Raw genomic sequence first — 16,053 nt, forward strand, 5'->3', positions numbered from 1 at the left:
GAAGAAGACTTATGCAGCCAGCTTTTTACTCATCTGTATTTTTGGTTTAATTAGGTGAATTTACTGCTCTACCGATAGTTTCTAGATCGCATAAAGACATCTACCAAATCTAAGCTATTGTTAGCATATTTTAGAAAAAGTCTTACTGTTAATCTACCTTGCTTCTTTTGGGACTGGCTTTTTTCCTCCTTCCTCTGTTCGGCTTTAGTTAAAGTGAAAGGCCGAATAGCCTACAGGCATTTTCTGTTGTCTGCTGGGACACAGTTAAGAGAGAAACTCCTCTCAATTTAGCAACTTGCGCGGCTACGTGGTACACGAAGGCTGGTTCGTTGCGTTTTCCCCGTTCTGGTACGGGGGCGAGAAAGGGCGAATCTGTCTCGACTAGGAGCCGATCGCTATTTACCATACAAGCTGATTCTTGTATTTGCAAGGCTTTTTTAAAGGTGACAGTCCCACTAAAACTGATGTAGAAACCCAGGTCTAAAAACCACTGGGTTTCTTCTGGTGTTCCTCCCCAGCAGTGCATGACTCCGCGTACCGGGCCACGAGTTTGCCAAAATTCCCTCAGCATTTCTGCCATGGGGGCGGCTGCGTTACGACAGTGGACGATCACCGGTTTGTCTAGTTCCTGGGCGATCGCGAGTTGTGCTTCAAATACTTTGAACTGATGTTCTCGATCGTCGGCTTTGTAAAAGTCTAATCCGGTTTCGCCGATCGCCACTACTCTGGCATCTTGACTCGCCAATTCCCTAATCTGGTTTGCAGTCTCCTCTGTCCACTTCCCTGCGTCTAGGGGGTGGAGGCCTACGGCAAAGGATACTTCAGCAAACCGATTGGCGATTGCTTGAATTCCGGCAAACTCTTCTGGCTCTACACAAGAATGAACCAAACGAACTACTCCAGCTTCCCGCCAGCGTTCTCGAATGGCTTCTAACTCAGATTTGTACGTATCAAAGTTGATATGAACGTGGGTGTCGATGAGCTGCATGAGCGAGACAAGTACAAGTCAAAACAATAGTGGGTGAGCGATTTTGAAGAAGGACAGGGGGAGAGTTGGCTTTTGGTTATCTGCTATCCGTTCTTGGCTATTAAAACCAACAACCAGTCACAAATAACAACTAACTCATCACTGCTTCCTGCTTCTTTAAGATGCTACGGATACTTCATGGGGTTTGAGAGTTCTCGCCAAGCGCGACTTTTTGCGAGCGCCATTGTTACGGTGGAGTACACCTTTTTTGACTGCTTTGTCGATTTTGCTGTAAGCCTCAGACATCCGCTGTTGCACTTCTTGCATTAACTCAGGACTCGGACTGGCTGCGTATTTTTCAACCGCTGCAAAATACTTCTTCATCAGGGTTTTTACTGCTGACTTGTAAGATTTGTTGTACAAGCGGTTGCGTTCAGCGATTTTGACTCGTTTAACGGCGGACTTAATATTTGCCATAGTTCTGTTGATGGAAGTAGGTATTCATTGATACTTGCCTCAACCAGAGAAATTTCCCGAAAAATCTCTGATTTCTCTAGTTTTTGAGACTCTCAGGTCTGAAGACACTGAGATGATTGATTCAGCGAGCCGATTTACCCAAACAGGATGCTTCCTGTAATAGTAGAGGTTGATTTAACCCAACCTTGGCTCGGCTCGGCTTCCGAAGGTTAAACAACCCAGTGACTATACTCACTGGCATCGCTTAGATCTGCGCCTTGCGGGCACTGAGTTTGACGCTGACCGATTAACCCGATGGAGACCAAACTACAATGGTCAATGCAAGTAACGGTTTATTGCGCGCAATTTTCGAGTATACAATATTTGAGGGTTTTTTATAAAAAAATTACGTCAGAAAAACTAACATAGCACATATTCTGCTCAAAATGTGATTCCCGGAAAAATCCAAGTTAAGCTATAACAAAGAGTACGGGTTATTCTAGCTTCGGCAAGAAGCATTTACAGAAGGCAGAAGGCAGAAGGCAGAAGGCAGAAAGCAAAAGGCAAAAGGTAGAAGGCAAAAGGTACAAGGCAGAAGGCAAAAGGCAGAAGACAATTTCTCCCGTTCTCCCATTCTCCCCCCTTCTCCGGCTCTCCCTCTCCCCCCTCTTGCTCCCCTCTTCTCTCCTCTCCATCGCCACCCGGTTCTCAGGCGGGCAATTCCTAAGGAAGGCATTCCGAATCTCCATGCTGCGAATCATTACTCAGTGGGTTGAGGCACAAGCTGAACTGCGACGAATCTGCGATCGCACCCATGACGAACTTGTTGTTCACAAAGAAGCCACCGTGCGGGAGGTGCTGCAAGCTGTAAAGCGCAAAGGCGATAAGGCCCTGCTGCACTACACCGCTGAATTTGACCGCATGACCCTAAATGCGGAAGATTTACGCGTGAGTGGCTCTGAATTGGACGCTGCTTACCAGCAGGTGCCCAAAGAATTATTAAGTGCCATCCGCACAGCTTGCAAACAGGTAGAGGCGTTTCACCGACAGCGCGTCCCCAAGTCTTGGGTACAGTTTGGCTCGGATGAGGTGGTTTTGGGCAAGCGCTATACTGCGGTCGATCGCGCGGGAATTTACATCCCCGGCGGTCAGGCATCCTATCCCAGTTCGGTGATCATGAATGCGGTACCTGCTAAGGTCGCTAAAGTGCCGAGACTGGTGATGTGTACTCCCCCCGGACAGGAAAAGAAAATGAATCCTGCGGTGCTTGTAGCGGCTCAGGAAGCGGGAGTTGATGAAATTTATCGCGTAGGTGGAGCTCAGGCGATCGCGGCTTTGGCCTACGGTACGGAAACTATTCCCAAGGTGGATTTAATTACTGGACCAGGGAATATTTACGTTACTCTAGCGAAAAAACTGGTTTACGGGACTGTAGGGATTGATTCTCTGGCTGGCCCGTCGGAAGTGCTGATTATCGCTGATGGGGATGCTAACCCCGTCCACGTCGCTGCGGATATGTTGGCTCAAGCTGAACATGATTCGATGGCGTCGGCGATTTTGCTGACGGCGGATTCCGTGCTGGCGAGGAAGGTGGTGGCTGAGGTAGACAGACAGTTGGCAAATCACCCACGCCGGACTTTAACTGAAAAGGCGATCGCTAATTATGGTTTAGTCGTGGTAGTTGAGTCTCTCAAGGCGGCGGCGGAACTCTCCAACGAGTTTGCTCCCGAACACTTGGAATTGCAAGTTGTAGATCCCTGGGCGTTACTAGAGCAAATTCGCCACGCGGGGGCGATTTTCTTGGGCTACTCGACACCGGAAGCGGTAGGAGACTATTTGGCGGGACCGAATCATACTTTGCCGACTTCAGGAGCTCCTCGCTATGCTTCACCACTTTGTGTCGAAACTTTTATGAAGCATTCGAGTTTGATTGAATATTCGCCGACTGCACTGAAAAAGATGGCTAAGGCGATTAATGTTTTGGCCGAAGCTGAGGGTTTGCCTTCTCATGCTGATTCGGTGCGACTGCGGACTGAAAACGACGAGGATGTAGAATTTTAGGTTCTAAAGAGTAAATTTTAGCTAAACAGACGGAAGTACCCACACTAATCGAAGTGATATAGTGTGGGACCAAAAACGCTTGAGGCTGCGTGAGGCTGTTGGGGTTTGATATCAAATCCGGTTGTATCGGAATGATTTAACCGCGAAGGCGCGAAGTACGCGAAGGAAGAGAAGAGAGAGTTTAATAATTCCGATTAAGAGAGGATTTTATATGATATCAAATCCGGTAGCATCTGAATAATTCAGATATGTATTGGGCAATCGAGGAATTATCAAACCCTTGAACAAAATATCTAGGGTTTTAGCTAAATTTTCCAATCTACAAAAATGGCGTAAATATAAGCAATAATTTCTCCTGTTACTATGCGAAAACCTTCGCTAGATTTCCACCATTCTTGAGGATTGTAATCTTGGGGTTCTGCTGCGATAATTCCCACTTGAGTTTCTGGATGCAGGACTTGTTTAAAGATGAGCCAACTTCGGCGGGCGTGACTTCCAAAAGAATACAGATTAATGGCATCCACTTTTAAAGCTGAGGTAGCAAGCCATTCTTTAAGTGCGATCGCCGAAGCAGCAGTACGATATTTGAGGACATTGGCTGCGGGTACTGCGATGATTTTATCGCGATCGAATCCGAGGGCAATGCAAGTGGCCGCAGTGAGTTCAGCATAATTTTTATATTCAGCTAAGTAGTAGCCTTTACTTAAGGGAATTCCTGTGGTAATTAGTTGGCGATATTTGCCTTTTTTGAATTCGGCGATCGCACTTTCGATCGCGTAATCTGGCAACCAGCCTTCTACCACCAAAATATCTGCTTTCACGGGCGAATTTACCGCCAAAAACGGATGGATATTTTTAACTATAAACATCATTGAAATTATTAATCCCATGATTGCAATTACCCAACCTTCCCTGGTAATTGCCCACTTTTCTCGCCGACGTAGGAGACGGATTTTCATGGTCTGTGTTACCCAAAAAAACCAGATACTGTAATTATTTACGACTTAGCCACGGGTTGTCAGAAACCAGGTTTTTGGCTTAATACTTCATTCCAACACCCAAAAGCTGCAAAAAACCTGGTTTATTTGGTTTTGGTGTATCTAGGATTATGCTTCAATAATTATTGATTTTTGAGGTAGTCAAACACGCTTTTGTCACCAATATCTTGGGGGATAGGTTGAAAAAACTTACGGACGGCAAATATGATAAACAAAACTGCCCAAACAGCGAGTAATAACTGTTCGTTTTCCTGTGAAATAAAACCGCAAATATGTCCGAGAATTAAGAACGGAACTCCGGGGGTCAAAAACTTAGTTTCTAAGCGATTGAAACAGAAAGCTTCTTTGAAATAGATGCCATTTAAGGCGGCAAAAATAAAACCAATTCCCCACAAAGTTGCTGGATGTTCGTAAACTGCTAAAGCTAGGGGTTCTGTGCTTTGTATGGCGACAAAAAGTGCGGCCGCGCCGCCGATCGCCCAAAATACTTGTAACAGTCGGTGTAAGGCAATCATGTAAATATGAATAGTTGCCAAACTAACGCCTAAAGCTATCCAGAAACCAGCAAAAATCGGCGTGATTGCTTGGATGGCGGTTGGGTTGTCCCCCTGTTGCAGTACGAGGGTAGTGCCGATCGCCCAACAAGTGGCAGCTACCCCTAACGCTGCACGGTAAATTAGCACACCCGTGCGATCGTTTTGAGTAATCGTAAACTCGCCAAATTGCCCTTGATAGACTGCGGATTCTTCAGGGGATTTTAATAGTTGCATCGCAGCTTCCTCCTATGTATTACAGACGAATGTACTTAGGTCAAGATATACTTTATTGATAAACCAGTACAACCAGCTCCAGTTATGTCTAAATTTGACAAGCCTAGATTTAAAAAGCCTAAATTTGACGAGGGTCCAAACCAGAGCAAATCCCTAGCTTCCGAAGCAGAGCTTCCTCCGATTCAACTTGATGAAACTATTGTAGCAGGTAGAAAGCAGAAACCACTAAATAGCCTTCAGCGTCTATTGATGGAAATCCCTGAATTTAACTTAATTAAACACGCAATGGTCACAGGTATAGATGGAATTACCCTGTTAGATCTCCAACAATTCGAGCAGAGAATTGCTCAAATATTGAATTCTCAAAGTATTGAAGTCGGTATTAAAAATCTCCTTACCTATTTAGCATACCTCAAAAAACATTTGGAATTACCCTGTAATGTCACAGGCAGAGAATTGTTTATTTGGGAAGAAGATTTGGGTAGTGATTCGGGCAACAAAAAAGAATATAAAAAAACCACAAAAACTCAATCTTCTTACACAGATATCTTTGAAATCAAACAGTTTAAGGATGCTGTTTATCAGAAAAATGGCATCCTTGTAGAGGTAAAGCGTGTCAGCGATAACCTAGAATTTGTGTTGCCTTTAGTAAATTTAAAAACCAGTGATGAAAACTCCCCAAATAAGGTTTTTTTGGATGATTATTCACTGTGGTTTATCAATCATTGAGGCAGATCCAAAGCATCTGCGTTACCAGGAAGAGCCTGGTAACGAGTAGAATAGGCCTTCCAGCCTATTCTGGACAATGCTAAAAGATATCAGTTGGAAGCTGTTTAAATGGAAGTAGCTAAGTGCGATCGCTCTACCTTGGCTAAAGCTTCAACCAAACTGCGAACAGCGGCGATCATCGCGACTTCGCTATTAAGTTGACTGATGGCAGAACCGACACCAATACCCGCTGCACCGGCGCCAATAGCCAGGGGTGCTGTGACGTTGGAGATGCCAGAAGCGCAAAGTACCGGAACCGATACGGCGCGGGAAATTTCAAAGGCGGCGGCTAAAGTAGGCGCTGCTTTTTCAATCAATCCCAAAGTGCCGGCGTGAACTGGTTGAGCACTCGTACCGCCTTCTGTTTGGATAATATCAGCGCCAGCTTTGACTAATTCTGTGGCTAATTGCACCTGTTGGTCCAAGGTCAAAATATGGGGAACAGTTACAGAAAGGGTGATGTTGGGAAGTAGCGATCGAGTTTGGCGAGTCAACTCCAAAACTTCTTCAGCTTCAAAGCGGCGACCTGAAGCGTAGAAAGAGTCAAAGTTACCAATTTCAATCAAATCTGCACCGGCTTTTACCGCAGAGACAAACTTTTCGGGTTCCACCGCCGATACACAAATTGGCAAATTTGTCAATGTTTTTGCCATGATTACCAAATCGCGATCGGCTGCAATATCAACAAATGTTGCACCGCCGAGATCCGCTGCTTTGACAACAGCCGCAACTCTGGCGGCATCAAAATTATTCAAACCGCTGATAATTTTCAGGGCGCGGCCTTGCTCAAATGCGCGCTGCAATTTAGGATTTACAGTCATCGTTAGTTTTCCAACTTAGAAAATTTCGTAAAATCATTTTGACACAGACTTGAGCACTTGGTGATTTTTAATAATTAATTCTTAATTACCTAGTGACTATCGCAATTTGTAGACATTATGGAAAAAAGCGTTCGGGCGGAGTAAAATTGTGCATATTAAGATTCTACAAGCTCAAGTACCAAAAATATGAACACATTTGAGCGTCTAAAGATCGATGGGTTTCGCCGTTTGTTTTCAGCAGAGGTGGAAATGCGACCTCTGACAGTGATGATTGGTGCTAACGGTGTTGGGAAAAGTTCTTTTTTAGAAATATTCTCACTTCTAGCAGCATCAGCCAAGGGTCAGTTACAATCAAAAATTTCCGAATTAGGCGGTCTAAGTCAGATTGTAACAGTAGACCGGGCTGATAGCGTATCAATCTCCTTATTGATGCCTATAGAGAATCAGGAACCCCTCAACTATTATCTAAAAATCGCAACCAAAGGTCAGTTCTATGAAATTGGTTTAGAAACCCTCATTCAACAGCGCAATCCCGATGCTGTTCAACCTTTTAAATATATTGAATCTCGCGGTTTAGATGTCAGATATTTTAGTCCAGAAGATGAAAAGCTACTAAGCCCAAACTGGCAACACAATCCTTACGAAACATCCCTCGCCCAAGTTCCTAAGATGTATCGGGAACCGGAAACCTTGAGGCAAAATTTAGCTTCATGTAGCTTCTATAAAGCATGGGAATTAAATTTATCGCCTCAAAGTCCCATCCGTTTACCTCAATCGATGCGGCCTGCAACTTTGCCCGGTAGTAAGGGAGAAGATTTAGTTTCATGCCTCTATTATCTGCGAGAAACCGATCGAAATCGATTTGAAATTATCGAAGATACGCTTGCTGCGGCATTTCCTGATTTTGAAAGGTTGAGTTTTCCGCCAGTAGCGGCAGGAACTTTGGCTATGACTTGGAAGGATAGAAATTTTTCTTATCCTTTTTATATGCACCAACTCTCCGAAGGAACACTGCGGTTTCTGTGGTTAATAACTCTACTACAAAGTCGAGATTTGACTGCTATCACGCTGATTGATGAGCCGGAAGTTAGTTTACATCCAGAGTTGTTACAACTACTAGCTCATGCTATGAGAGAAGCTTCTCAAAGAACTCAATTAATTGTCGCAACTCATTCCGATCGCCTAATCCGATTTTTACAACCTCATGAGGTGCTAGTTTGTGATTCTGAAGATGGTTTGGCGACTCTAACTTGGGCTGACTCTATAGACTTAGAACACTGGTTAAAAGATTATAGCTTGGATCAGCTTTGGGCAATGAATATCATTGGAGGCAGACCGTTCTGAATACTATTTTATCTTTGTGTGACGGTGAATTGATTCCTTGACCTCATCCCTAAAACAAAAGACCCCCAAAGATGGAGGTCAAGAAATTCCTATTTACGATCGCACAGGTGAAAAAACCCTGTCCCTGTATAATGCTCACAGCCAACATCCTAAAGTAGGATTAGTATTCAGTGCGAACAGAGGGGTCGCGATCGGTAGTAGTGTAGTTGACAGTTTCTGTTTCCTTGCGGGGCATCAAACCGAACAAACCAGACAAACCGAGCAATCCCAACCATCCCCAGTCAAAATCGCGATCGGACTCTGTACGGTAAACATCGGAGCCAGGAGTTGTGGTAGTTGTAGTGCTGTTAGTACCAGGAGCTGTATTGGTCTGAGCAGCAGCAGGCAAGTTAGCTGGTACAATGGCTAAACCAGCAGCAATAATTCCTGCACCAATAACTTTAGATAAATCAGAACGTTTCATAACTAAAAATGCTGTGTGTGGGCAAAATCTTTAACTATCACTACTATATCGATCGCCAACTCCAGTAAAATCCACCTGTAGCTATAAACTGTGGTAAATTCCAGCTATTACTATAGGTCCATTACCCACTCCATCGAACCCTAGTGTGTAGCATCAACAGCGGATATAGGGGTAGGGGAATCTGATTGGACAAGGAAGAAAACAAGTCAACCGTGCGGTACACTCAGATATTGCAAGGAAAACAGTTGCAGATCGATCGACGGAGATAAAAACTTTTGGGCATAGAGCTACGCAGCTACGTCTTTCTAGACAACTTACAGCCACAGCACGCAGCATACATAGGCACTGTCGCGGCCGGATTCTTGCCGCTACCGGGGGATGCGTCGCTGTGGATAGAAATCTCGCCCGGTATCGAAATTAACCGAATTACCGATGTCGCCCTCAAATCTGCCTCTGTGCGCCCAGGAGTACAGATAGTCGAACGCTTGTACGGTCTTCTGGAAGTGCATTCAAGCCAGCAGGGGGAAACCAGGGCTGCGGGAAAAGCGATTCTAGAATTCATCGGAGTTCGCAGAGAAGAATGTATCAAACCGCGAGTTATTTCCAGCCAAATTATTCGCAACATCGACGCCCACCAAACGCAATTAATTAACCGCACCCGCCGGGGACAATTACTGCTGGCGGGACAAACGCTTTACGTATTAGAAGTAGAACCCGCAGCCTATGCTGCACTAGCGGCAAATGAAGCCGAAAAAGGCGCATCTATTAATATTCTAGAGGTTCAGGCTGTAGGCAGTTTTGGACGGCTGTACCTAGGCGGAGCAGAACGAGATATTATCGCAGGTTCCCAGGCGGCAATTGCGGCAATTGAAGGTGTGGCCGGTCGGGACAATCCAGCAATTTTTGGACGAAAAGAATAGCCATTAAAGGAGAGTAATTATGGCAAATAAAGAGCATTTGGCACTGCTGAAACGGGGTGCTGTAACCTGGATTGAATGGAGAAATATTCACCCAGATATCGAGCCAGATCTGAGTGAAGCAAACCTGGCGGAAGCAAATCTGCGAGGCGCGCATCTTGGGCGATCGAACCTGTTTAAAATCGACTTATTCAAAGCTAAATTGATTGCAGCCAACCTCACTGAAGCTAATCTCAGTCTAGCAAATCTAGCAGGTACCCTACTGCTCGAAACAAACTTAGTCAAAGCTAATTTAACTGGAACCAACCTCCAGGAAGCCGACTTGAGAGGAGCCGATTTGAGTCTAGCAAATTTAATCGGGGCAGATATGAGCGCAGCCAATCTCCAAAATACCGATTTAGCAGATGCTAGTTTAATCGGTACGGTGATGTGTGGAGTTAAGGCGACAGGAGCCAACTTGAATAATGCTAATCTGAGTCAAGCTAATCTCAGTCAAGCAGAGTTGATTGAGGCGCATTTTTATAGTGCTAATTTCTATAAAGCTAATCTCGTAGAAGCTCACCTAACGGGAGCTTATCTTTTTAGGGCTAATCTGAGTTTTTCTCAGTTGAAAGGTGCTGATTTACGGTGGACAAACCTTGGCAAAGCTGACTTGAGTGGAGCTAATTTGGCGGGGGCGAATCTGAGAGGAGCCAATTTGAAAGGAGCCAATTTATCGGAAGCTATTTTGACCAAAACTATGATGCCGGATGGTAGTATTGTTCTCTAAGTTATTGGTTATTAGTTATTAGTTATTAGTTATTGGTTATTAGTTATTAGAAATAACAAGTAACCATTCGATGAAGCTGAGGGAGCATCCCGATTTTGCATAGGCGAAGCTGAGCGGGTACCGCAACTAACAACTAACAACTAACAAGTAACCAATGACTTAGAACTTCTGCTATAAATCCTAGGCCCTTAATTTCGGCGATTGGGTGATATTTGATACAACCCTCTAACAGGGCCCGGCACTGCTTGTGGCTGTTGCTCGGAAGTGGGCAACTGTTCTTGCACTCCGGTAGCAGTAGGGAAACAGCCACTGGGCTGGGGTGCGAATTGGCAAGCTGGAGGCAGTGCCATTACGGAGGAGTCGAAGGGATTGACTGCATCTGGAACCCGGAGAATTGGATCGCTGGAAACTTGGCGCTGCATCATTTGTCGGTAAAAGCCGTTGACGCGACTAGCGTCCCGCTCGATTTCTTTTTCGGGAAAGGCAACTACGCCGCTGGGGGAACCGATGCCTAAATAGTCGCCGAAGTAACCTTGGAGGCTGACGTTGTGGTAAAAGTCTCCTGAGCTCTGAAAGAATTGCCGATTGAAATCGTCGGAGATAGGGTGAAATCTGGCTGGTTCTGCTTGGGCTGGTTTCACGGATGCCAAGGTGGCAGAAACGGCTGTCATCATCAATATACTACTTAAGCTTTTTAACTTGTGGCCCATGATATTCAAGCTTCTAAATTAATTACGGTTCCAATATAGACTGATTATCGGCAGATTATTCTTGTTTTGTACACGGTGTCAGTTATGAATGTTGAAGATTTGAAGGTGGGGCGCGATCGACTTTTGGATTTGTTGTGTTCTTTTGCCTATCGTGAGGGGGATTTTGTGTTGTCTTCGGGACAAAAAAGCTCCTATTACATTAACTGCAAACCGGTGACTCTGCATCCTGAAGGTGCTTTGGCGACGGGGAGGTTGCTGTTGTCGATGCTGTCGGCGGATGTGGAGGCTGTGGCTGGTTTGACTTTGGGGGCCGATCCAATTGTAACTGCGGTGAGTGTGGTTTCGGCTTTGGGCGATCGACCAATACCAGCTTTGATTGTCAGAAAGGAAGCCAAAGGACATGGAACAATGGCGTATATTGAGGGGCCAACGCTGTCTGAGGGTGCGAAAGTGGTGGTTTTGGAGGATGTGGTGACGACGGGTAAGTCGGCGATGCAGGCGGTGGAGAGGCTGCGGGGTGCGGGTTATAAGGTCGATCGCATTTTGTCTCTGATCGATAGAGAGCAAGGTGGGGCCGAGTTTTATCGCTCTGTTGGGTTAGATTTTGAGACGGTGTTTACGATTAAGGATATTCAGGAGTGGATGGCTAATAAGTCCTAAGATTTAAGCAACCGCGAAGGCGCGAAGAACGCGAAGGAAGAGAAAGAAGAAGAAGATGCTAGTTACCAGGCTCTGCCTGGTAATGAATATCTAGAGGCTCTGCCTCGATCAAAAAATAGTAGAATATCTGAGGTTTGACTGCCCGCTTAATCGCCATGCAAAAAATCTGTTTCATTGACTTATTCGGAGGAATAGGTGGCATGAGATTTTATCGCTCTGTTGGCTTGGATTTTGAGGCGGTGTTTACGATTAAGGATCTGCAAAAGTGGATGGCTGCTAAGAAATAGGCAAAAGTGCGATCGCCAGCCTCCTCCCCAGAAGAATCGCGTCAACTGCCGCCGAACATTTAATAGAGAGAACGGCGGGCGATCGCATCAAACTCACATCACTCACTACCACACAAAACCCAAAATGTCAAATCAAAATTACAGAAGAACAGTTGAAGAAATCCGTGAGTTAGCTTCTATGTTTTGGCCTTCCGACTTATCTCAAAAGGAAGCAGAACTGAGTGTCATACCAAAATTGATAGAAACTCAAGATCAATTTATTGCTATTCTTAGCGTCACTGTTTCGGAGTTAAGCGGATTATTTCAAATAGTAGACTCTTCAACACTTTCAGCAAATATGTTCCTGAAGCATTTAATTGTACTGGCAGACTTTGGGGGAGAAATGATCAAAAGAGTGAATAGTCAATTTAATTCTCTCTTCCCATTAAATAGATTAGATTACCTTTGGAATCTGCAAACTTACTCTTATCAATTTACTTCCTTACCAGTAACAGGTCAACTAACAAATAATAAATTAGGGATTGACGGTAAAAATATACTCCAAAATCAATCTCTATCTTTCGTACACAAAGATTTAATAATGATTCTTTTATTCGGTGCTAGTTCAATGAATGAAAAAAGCGCTGAGGTTTTAGCCAAATGTGAAATTGGTAATTACTTAGGTCAACCCGATAAATTAAATAAGTTTATTAAACAACGATATATCTGGGTTAGCCGGATAACTTCTGGGTCACAATCAAATACTTTAGGTCAAATCGCTCAAAACTTTGTCAAAGAATACTTGCAAGATAATTTAGGAATTATAGATATCGCTATTAGACCTAACGGTCATTTACCAGGCGTTAGACATACCGACCAAGAAAGCGAAAAAGGACTAACAACATTTGATCTGGTTATTTCTAAACAAGATAAGTTTGTTGCAATAGAGATTAGCTTTCAGGTAACAACAAATAGTGTAATTGAACGTAAAGCTGGACAAGCAAGATCTAGATTCGAGCAAATTGAAAATGCAGGTTATAAAATGGCTTATGTCATTGATGGTGCTGGTAACTTTGAAAGAGAAAATGCAATCAGAACCTTGTGTACATATAGTCATTGCACAGTTGCATTTTCCCATAATGAACTTAATGTACTTTGCGAGTTCTTGACGGATTACTTTGCGCCTAACAATGAGTAAAGAGATGCTATGCTTAAGAAAGCGTGTGAAAATCTAAACTAACTAAAATTACTATGAAAAAAATCCGTTTCATTGACTTATTTGCAGGAATAGGCGGCATGAGATTAGGATTTGAATCCGCCGCTAGTTCCTTGAATATTCAAACAGAATGCGTATTAAGTAGCGAAATCAATCCCGACGCTCAATCAGTGTACCAGCTCAATTTTGGAGATCGACCTTCAGGCGACATCCGACTAATTGACCAACTCCCAGACCATGACATTTTACTAGCAGGATTTCCTTGCCAATCTTTCTCCTACGCAGGCAAAAAAGCAGGCTTTGGAGACACCAGAGGCACGCTGTTTTTTGAGATTGTACGACTGATTGACACTTTCAAACCTCAAGCATTTATTTTCGAGAATGTGCGGGGACTTGTCTCCCACGACAGCGGACAAACCCTAGAAACTATCAAAGGCGAAATGACCAGCCGAGGTTATAGCTTCGATTATTTTGTACTCAACAGCTCTAACTTCAGTTTACCTCAAAACCGCGTCCGAGTTTACTTAGTCGGAGTTTTAAATACTGTTCCCCAATATAACTTAATTTCCGACTTGGGACCAAAAGATTCCCATTCCTCTAGCCATCAACAACTCTCATTATTTTATCCCTTAAATAAACCTGTCACAGTTGCAGACATATTAGAAGATAATCCAGATGCAAAATATGATTGTTCCCCAGAATTTGTCAAGGCTTTGAAACAAATCGTTAACAATGACCTCAATCGCTTGCACGGAATGCGGCTAATCGACTATCGTGGTGGCAATTCCATTCATTCTTGGGAATTGGGTTTGCGAGGGGAGTGCAGTGTCGCAGAAATTGAATTGATGAATCTTTTTATCTTGAAAAGGCGGAATAAAGAATTTGGGAACCACCAAGATGGGAAGCTGTTGACAAAAGAGCAAATAGCTACTTTTTTTGCTCATCCCAATCTCGATGAAATTCTGGATTCTCTGGTAACAAAAAAGTACCTGCAACGGCATAATCAACTTTACAAACCTGTATCGGGTAACTTTTCCTTTGAAGTGTATAAGTTTCTCGATCCAGCTAAAATTTCCGTCACAGTTGTTGCTAGCGATGCTAATAGATTAGGAATTTATCATCATCACCGAGTTCGCAGAATTACGCCCCGTGAAGCGGCGCGTTTACAAGGCTTTCCAGATACTTTTACTTTGCATTCCAATGATGATAAAGCCTATCATCAAATGGGTAACAGTGTCAGCGTCAATGTAGTTAAAGCTGTTGCTGAAGAAGTTATTCAGAATGTCTTATATTCTGCAAAACAAGTTCCTTGGCTAAATGTAGTTTAATCAACATCAAGCAGCGAATGTATAAGATAAAAGCCATTGGTATCCAAATTATTCATCCCTCTGGGTTCTTTCTCTGCGCTCTCTGCGCTCTCTGTGGTAAAATAATTCCAAATTACTCTGGGTAAGTAAGGCGGGAAATGCCCGCCCTACCAATCAATCCGGTTAGCGTTGCGCCACAGGTTCCTTAGCCAAGAATTTTTCCAATTCTGTCAAAGCATCGGCATCAACTTTCGTCTGCATCGGACAGAATTTAGGCCCACACATCGAACAGAATTCAGCAGTTTTGTAGATATCTGCTGGTAAAGTTTCGTCGTGATATTCCTTGGCCCGTTCTGGATCTAAAGACAGCTCAAATTGACGGTTCCAATCGAAGTTGTAACGGGCTGCTGAGAGTTCGTCGTCTCTGTCTCGTGCACCCGGACGACCCCGCGCAATGTCAGCAGCGTGAGCCGCAATTTTATAGGCAATCAGCCCATTTCTGACATCTTCAGCATTGGGTAAACCGAGGTGTTCTTTGGGTGTTACATAGCACAGCATGGCAGTGCCGTACCAACCAGCCATTGCTGCGCCGATCGCCGAAGTGATATGGTCATAACCGGGCGCAATATCTGTCACCAAGGGTCCCAAAACATAGAAGGGTGCTTCGGAACATTCCTCCATTTGTTTCTTGACATTAAACTCAATTTGATCCATGGGAACGTGGCCTGGGCCTTCTACCATTACCTGCACGTCATGTTCCCAAGCTTTGCGAGTTAATTGTCCCAAAGTTTTGAGTTCAGCTAATTGAGCGGCATCGGAGGCATCGTGGGTGCAACCGGGGCGCAGAGAATCTCCCAAACTAAACGAAACATCGTATTTTTTGAAGATTTCAATGATGTCGTTAAAGTGAGTGTAGAGGGGATTTTGTTTGTGATGATGTAGCATCCACCGGGCCAAAATGCCGCCACCGCGCGAAACAATGCCAGTAATCCGATTTTTGACTAATGGTAAATGCTCAATCAGAATTCCGGCGTGGATAGTTTGGTAATCAACACCTTGTTGAGCGTGTTTGTCAATGATGTGAAGAAAGTCATTGGCGGTGAGACTTTCCATCTTACCATGAACGCTTTCTAGAGCTTGGTAAATTGGTACTGTGCCGATCGGCACTGGTGAAGCTTTGATAATGGTAGTACGAATTTCATCCAGATTACCACCACCGGTGGACAAGTCCATGACGGTATCAGCACCGTATTTAACTGCTAATTTCAGCTTGTCAACTTCTTCTGCCATATTGGAAGAGTTGGGAGATGCACCGATATTAGCATTGACTTTGCACTTGGAGGCGATGCCGATCGCCATTGGTTCCAAATTCGGGTGATTGATATTAGCTGGAATAATCATCCGTCCGCGGGCTACTTCGGCGCGGATGAGTTCGGCCGGGAGATTTTCTCGCTTAGCGACGTAGTGCATTTCTTCAGTAATTACACCTTGGCGGGCATAGTGCATTTGACTTACATTGCTCTGCCCGCTACGCTTAGCGATCCATTCGGTACGCATATT

17 protein-coding genes are annotated in these 16,053 nt (G+C 44.3%); 9 read left to right on the forward strand and 8 right to left on the reverse strand.

The genetic code is table 11. The features are described 5' to 3' along the window. Positions 1-208: 208 nt before the first annotated feature. A complete protein-coding gene (locus AAFP14_RS00230) occupies positions 209-988 on the reverse strand; it encodes a TatD family hydrolase (RefSeq protein ID WP_341730339.1) in 780 nt (259 codons plus the stop codon). Positions 989-1,144: 156 nt separating this feature from the next. Continuing rightward, positions 1,145-1,444, reverse strand: coding sequence for a 30S ribosomal protein S20 (gene rpsT, locus AAFP14_RS00235; protein ID WP_341730340.1), 300 nt, complete (start codon positions 1,442-1,444; stop codon positions 1,145-1,147). Between the two features lie 726 nt (positions 1,445-2,170). Here rpsT and hisD point away from each other — a divergent pair. Continuing rightward, a complete protein-coding gene (gene hisD, locus AAFP14_RS00240; RefSeq protein ID WP_341730341.1) occupies positions 2,171-3,484 on the forward strand; it encodes a histidinol dehydrogenase in 1,314 nt (437 codons plus the stop codon). A gap of 305 nt (positions 3,485-3,789) precedes the next feature. Here hisD and AAFP14_RS00245 read toward each other — a convergent pair whose 3' ends face one another. Both AAFP14_RS00245 and AAFP14_RS00250 read right to left on the reverse strand, forming a co-directional pair. Then, positions 3,790-4,443, reverse strand: coding sequence for an ElyC/SanA/YdcF family protein (locus AAFP14_RS00245; RefSeq protein ID WP_341730342.1), 654 nt, complete (start codon positions 4,441-4,443; stop codon positions 3,790-3,792). 161 nt (positions 4,444-4,604) lie between these two features. Next, positions 4,605-5,252, reverse strand: a complete 648-nt coding sequence (locus AAFP14_RS00250; protein ID WP_341730343.1) for a DUF2301 domain-containing membrane protein — start codon at positions 5,250-5,252, stop codon at positions 4,605-4,607. A gap of 84 nt (positions 5,253-5,336) precedes the next feature. Here AAFP14_RS00250 and AAFP14_RS00255 point away from each other — a divergent pair, with 84 nt between their 5' ends. Then, positions 5,337-5,981, forward strand: a complete 645-nt coding sequence (locus tag AAFP14_RS00255) for a hypothetical protein (protein WP_341730344.1) — start codon at positions 5,337-5,339, stop codon at positions 5,979-5,981. Positions 5,982-6,085: 104 nt separating this feature from the next. Here the strand turns inward: AAFP14_RS00255 and AAFP14_RS00260 are convergent, their stop codons facing one another. Next, positions 6,086-6,841 carry a DUF561 domain-containing protein gene (locus AAFP14_RS00260; protein WP_341730345.1) on the reverse strand — a complete coding sequence of 252 codons (756 nt, stop codon included), beginning with the start codon at positions 6,839-6,841 and terminating at the stop codon, positions 6,086-6,088. A gap of 186 nt (positions 6,842-7,027) precedes the next feature. Between AAFP14_RS00260 and AAFP14_RS00265 the strand changes: the two genes are divergently transcribed. Beyond that, a complete protein-coding gene (locus tag AAFP14_RS00265; protein ID WP_341730346.1) occupies positions 7,028-8,185 on the forward strand; it encodes an AAA family ATPase in 1,158 nt (385 codons plus the stop codon). A gap of 160 nt (positions 8,186-8,345) precedes the next feature. On the opposite strand, the gene AAFP14_RS00270 is transcribed toward AAFP14_RS00265, so the two are convergent. Next, on the reverse strand, positions 8,346-8,648 hold the full coding sequence (locus AAFP14_RS00270; protein WP_341730347.1) for a WGxxGxxG family protein: 303 nt from the start codon (positions 8,646-8,648) through the stop codon (positions 8,346-8,348). 275 nt (positions 8,649-8,923) lie between these two features. Between AAFP14_RS00270 and AAFP14_RS00275 the strand changes: the two genes are divergently transcribed. Then, on the forward strand, positions 8,924-9,568 hold the full coding sequence (locus AAFP14_RS00275) for a hypothetical protein (protein WP_341730348.1): 645 nt from the start codon (positions 8,924-8,926) through the stop codon (positions 9,566-9,568). Between the two features lie 19 nt (positions 9,569-9,587). Then, positions 9,588-10,334 carry a pentapeptide repeat-containing protein gene (locus AAFP14_RS00280; protein ID WP_341730349.1) on the forward strand — a complete coding sequence of 249 codons (747 nt, stop codon included), beginning with the start codon at positions 9,588-9,590 and terminating at the stop codon, positions 10,332-10,334. A 188-nt stretch (positions 10,335-10,522) separates the two neighbouring features. Here AAFP14_RS00280 and AAFP14_RS00285 read toward each other — a convergent pair whose 3' ends face one another. Next, positions 10,523-11,044, reverse strand: a complete 522-nt coding sequence (locus tag AAFP14_RS00285; RefSeq protein ID WP_341730350.1) for a hypothetical protein — start codon at positions 11,042-11,044, stop codon at positions 10,523-10,525. An 84-nt stretch (positions 11,045-11,128) separates the two neighbouring features. On the opposite strand from AAFP14_RS00285, the gene pyrE reads away from it, so the two are divergent. From pyrE to dcm, 4 genes are all read left to right on the forward strand, one after another. Further along, on the forward strand, positions 11,129-11,704 hold the full coding sequence (gene pyrE / locus AAFP14_RS00290; protein ID WP_341730351.1) for an orotate phosphoribosyltransferase: 576 nt from the start codon (positions 11,129-11,131) through the stop codon (positions 11,702-11,704). 134 nt (positions 11,705-11,838) lie between these two features. Beyond that, positions 11,839-11,991 carry a hypothetical protein gene (locus AAFP14_RS00295; RefSeq protein WP_341730352.1) on the forward strand — a complete coding sequence of 51 codons (153 nt, stop codon included), beginning with the start codon at positions 11,839-11,841 and terminating at the stop codon, positions 11,989-11,991. A gap of 124 nt (positions 11,992-12,115) precedes the next feature. After that, on the forward strand, positions 12,116-13,168 hold the full coding sequence (locus AAFP14_RS00300) for a restriction endonuclease (protein WP_341730353.1): 1,053 nt from the start codon (positions 12,116-12,118) through the stop codon (positions 13,166-13,168). Between the two features lie 53 nt (positions 13,169-13,221). Beyond that, positions 13,222-14,514 (forward strand): DNA (cytosine-5-)-methyltransferase, encoded by a 1,293-nt coding sequence (dcm, locus tag AAFP14_RS00305; protein WP_341730354.1) that lies wholly within the window; start codon positions 13,222-13,224, stop codon positions 14,512-14,514. A 162-nt stretch (positions 14,515-14,676) separates the two neighbouring features. Here dcm and thiC read toward each other — a convergent pair whose 3' ends face one another. Next, on the reverse strand, positions 14,677-16,050 hold the full coding sequence (gene thiC, locus AAFP14_RS00310) for a phosphomethylpyrimidine synthase ThiC (protein WP_341730355.1): 1,374 nt from the start codon (positions 16,048-16,050) through the stop codon (positions 14,677-14,679). Positions 16,051-16,053: the final 3 nt, after the last annotated feature.

Source organism: Microcoleus sp. EPA2 (genome assembly GCA_020882975.1).
Lineage (GTDB): Bacteria > Cyanobacteriota > Cyanobacteriia > Cyanobacteriales > Microcoleaceae > Microcoleus.

Bases quoted from the DNA above. Each gene is read 5' to 3' on its own strand.
- thiC (WP_341730355.1), bottom strand. From the start codon at position 16,050: ATGCGTACCGAATGGATCGCTAAGCGTAGCGGGCAGAGCAATGTAAGT.
- AAFP14_RS00260 (WP_341730345.1), bottom strand. From the start codon at position 6,841: ATGACTGTAAATCCTAAATTGCAGCGCGCATTTGAGCAAGGCCGCGCC.
- AAFP14_RS00230 (WP_341730339.1), bottom strand. From the start codon at position 988: ATGCAGCTCATCGACACCCACGTTCATATCAACTTTGATACGTACAAA.
- pyrE (WP_341730351.1), top strand. From the start codon at position 11,129: ATGAATGTTGAAGATTTGAAGGTGGGGCGCGATCGACTTTTGGATTTG.
- AAFP14_RS00245 (WP_341730342.1), bottom strand. From the start codon at position 4,443: ATGAAAATCCGTCTCCTACGTCGGCGAGAAAAGTGGGCAATTACCAGG.
- AAFP14_RS00265 (WP_341730346.1), top strand. From the start codon at position 7,028: ATGAACACATTTGAGCGTCTAAAGATCGATGGGTTTCGCCGTTTGTTT.
- AAFP14_RS00285 (WP_341730350.1), bottom strand. From the start codon at position 11,044: ATGGGCCACAAGTTAAAAAGCTTAAGTAGTATATTGATGATGACAGCC.
- rpsT (WP_341730340.1), bottom strand. From the start codon at position 1,444: ATGGCAAATATTAAGTCCGCCGTTAAACGAGTCAAAATCGCTGAACGC.
- AAFP14_RS00255 (WP_341730344.1), top strand. From the start codon at position 5,337: ATGTCTAAATTTGACAAGCCTAGATTTAAAAAGCCTAAATTTGACGAG.
- AAFP14_RS00270 (WP_341730347.1), bottom strand. From the start codon at position 8,648: ATGAAACGTTCTGATTTATCTAAAGTTATTGGTGCAGGAATTATTGCT.
- AAFP14_RS00250 (WP_341730343.1), bottom strand. From the start codon at position 5,252: ATGCAACTATTAAAATCCCCTGAAGAATCCGCAGTCTATCAAGGGCAA.
- hisD (WP_341730341.1), top strand. From the start codon at position 2,171: ATGCTGCGAATCATTACTCAGTGGGTTGAGGCACAAGCTGAACTGCGA.
- AAFP14_RS00300 (WP_341730353.1), top strand. From the start codon at position 12,116: ATGTCAAATCAAAATTACAGAAGAACAGTTGAAGAAATCCGTGAGTTA.
- AAFP14_RS00280 (WP_341730349.1), top strand. From the start codon at position 9,588: ATGGCAAATAAAGAGCATTTGGCACTGCTGAAACGGGGTGCTGTAACC.
- dcm (WP_341730354.1), top strand. From the start codon at position 13,222: ATGAAAAAAATCCGTTTCATTGACTTATTTGCAGGAATAGGCGGCATG.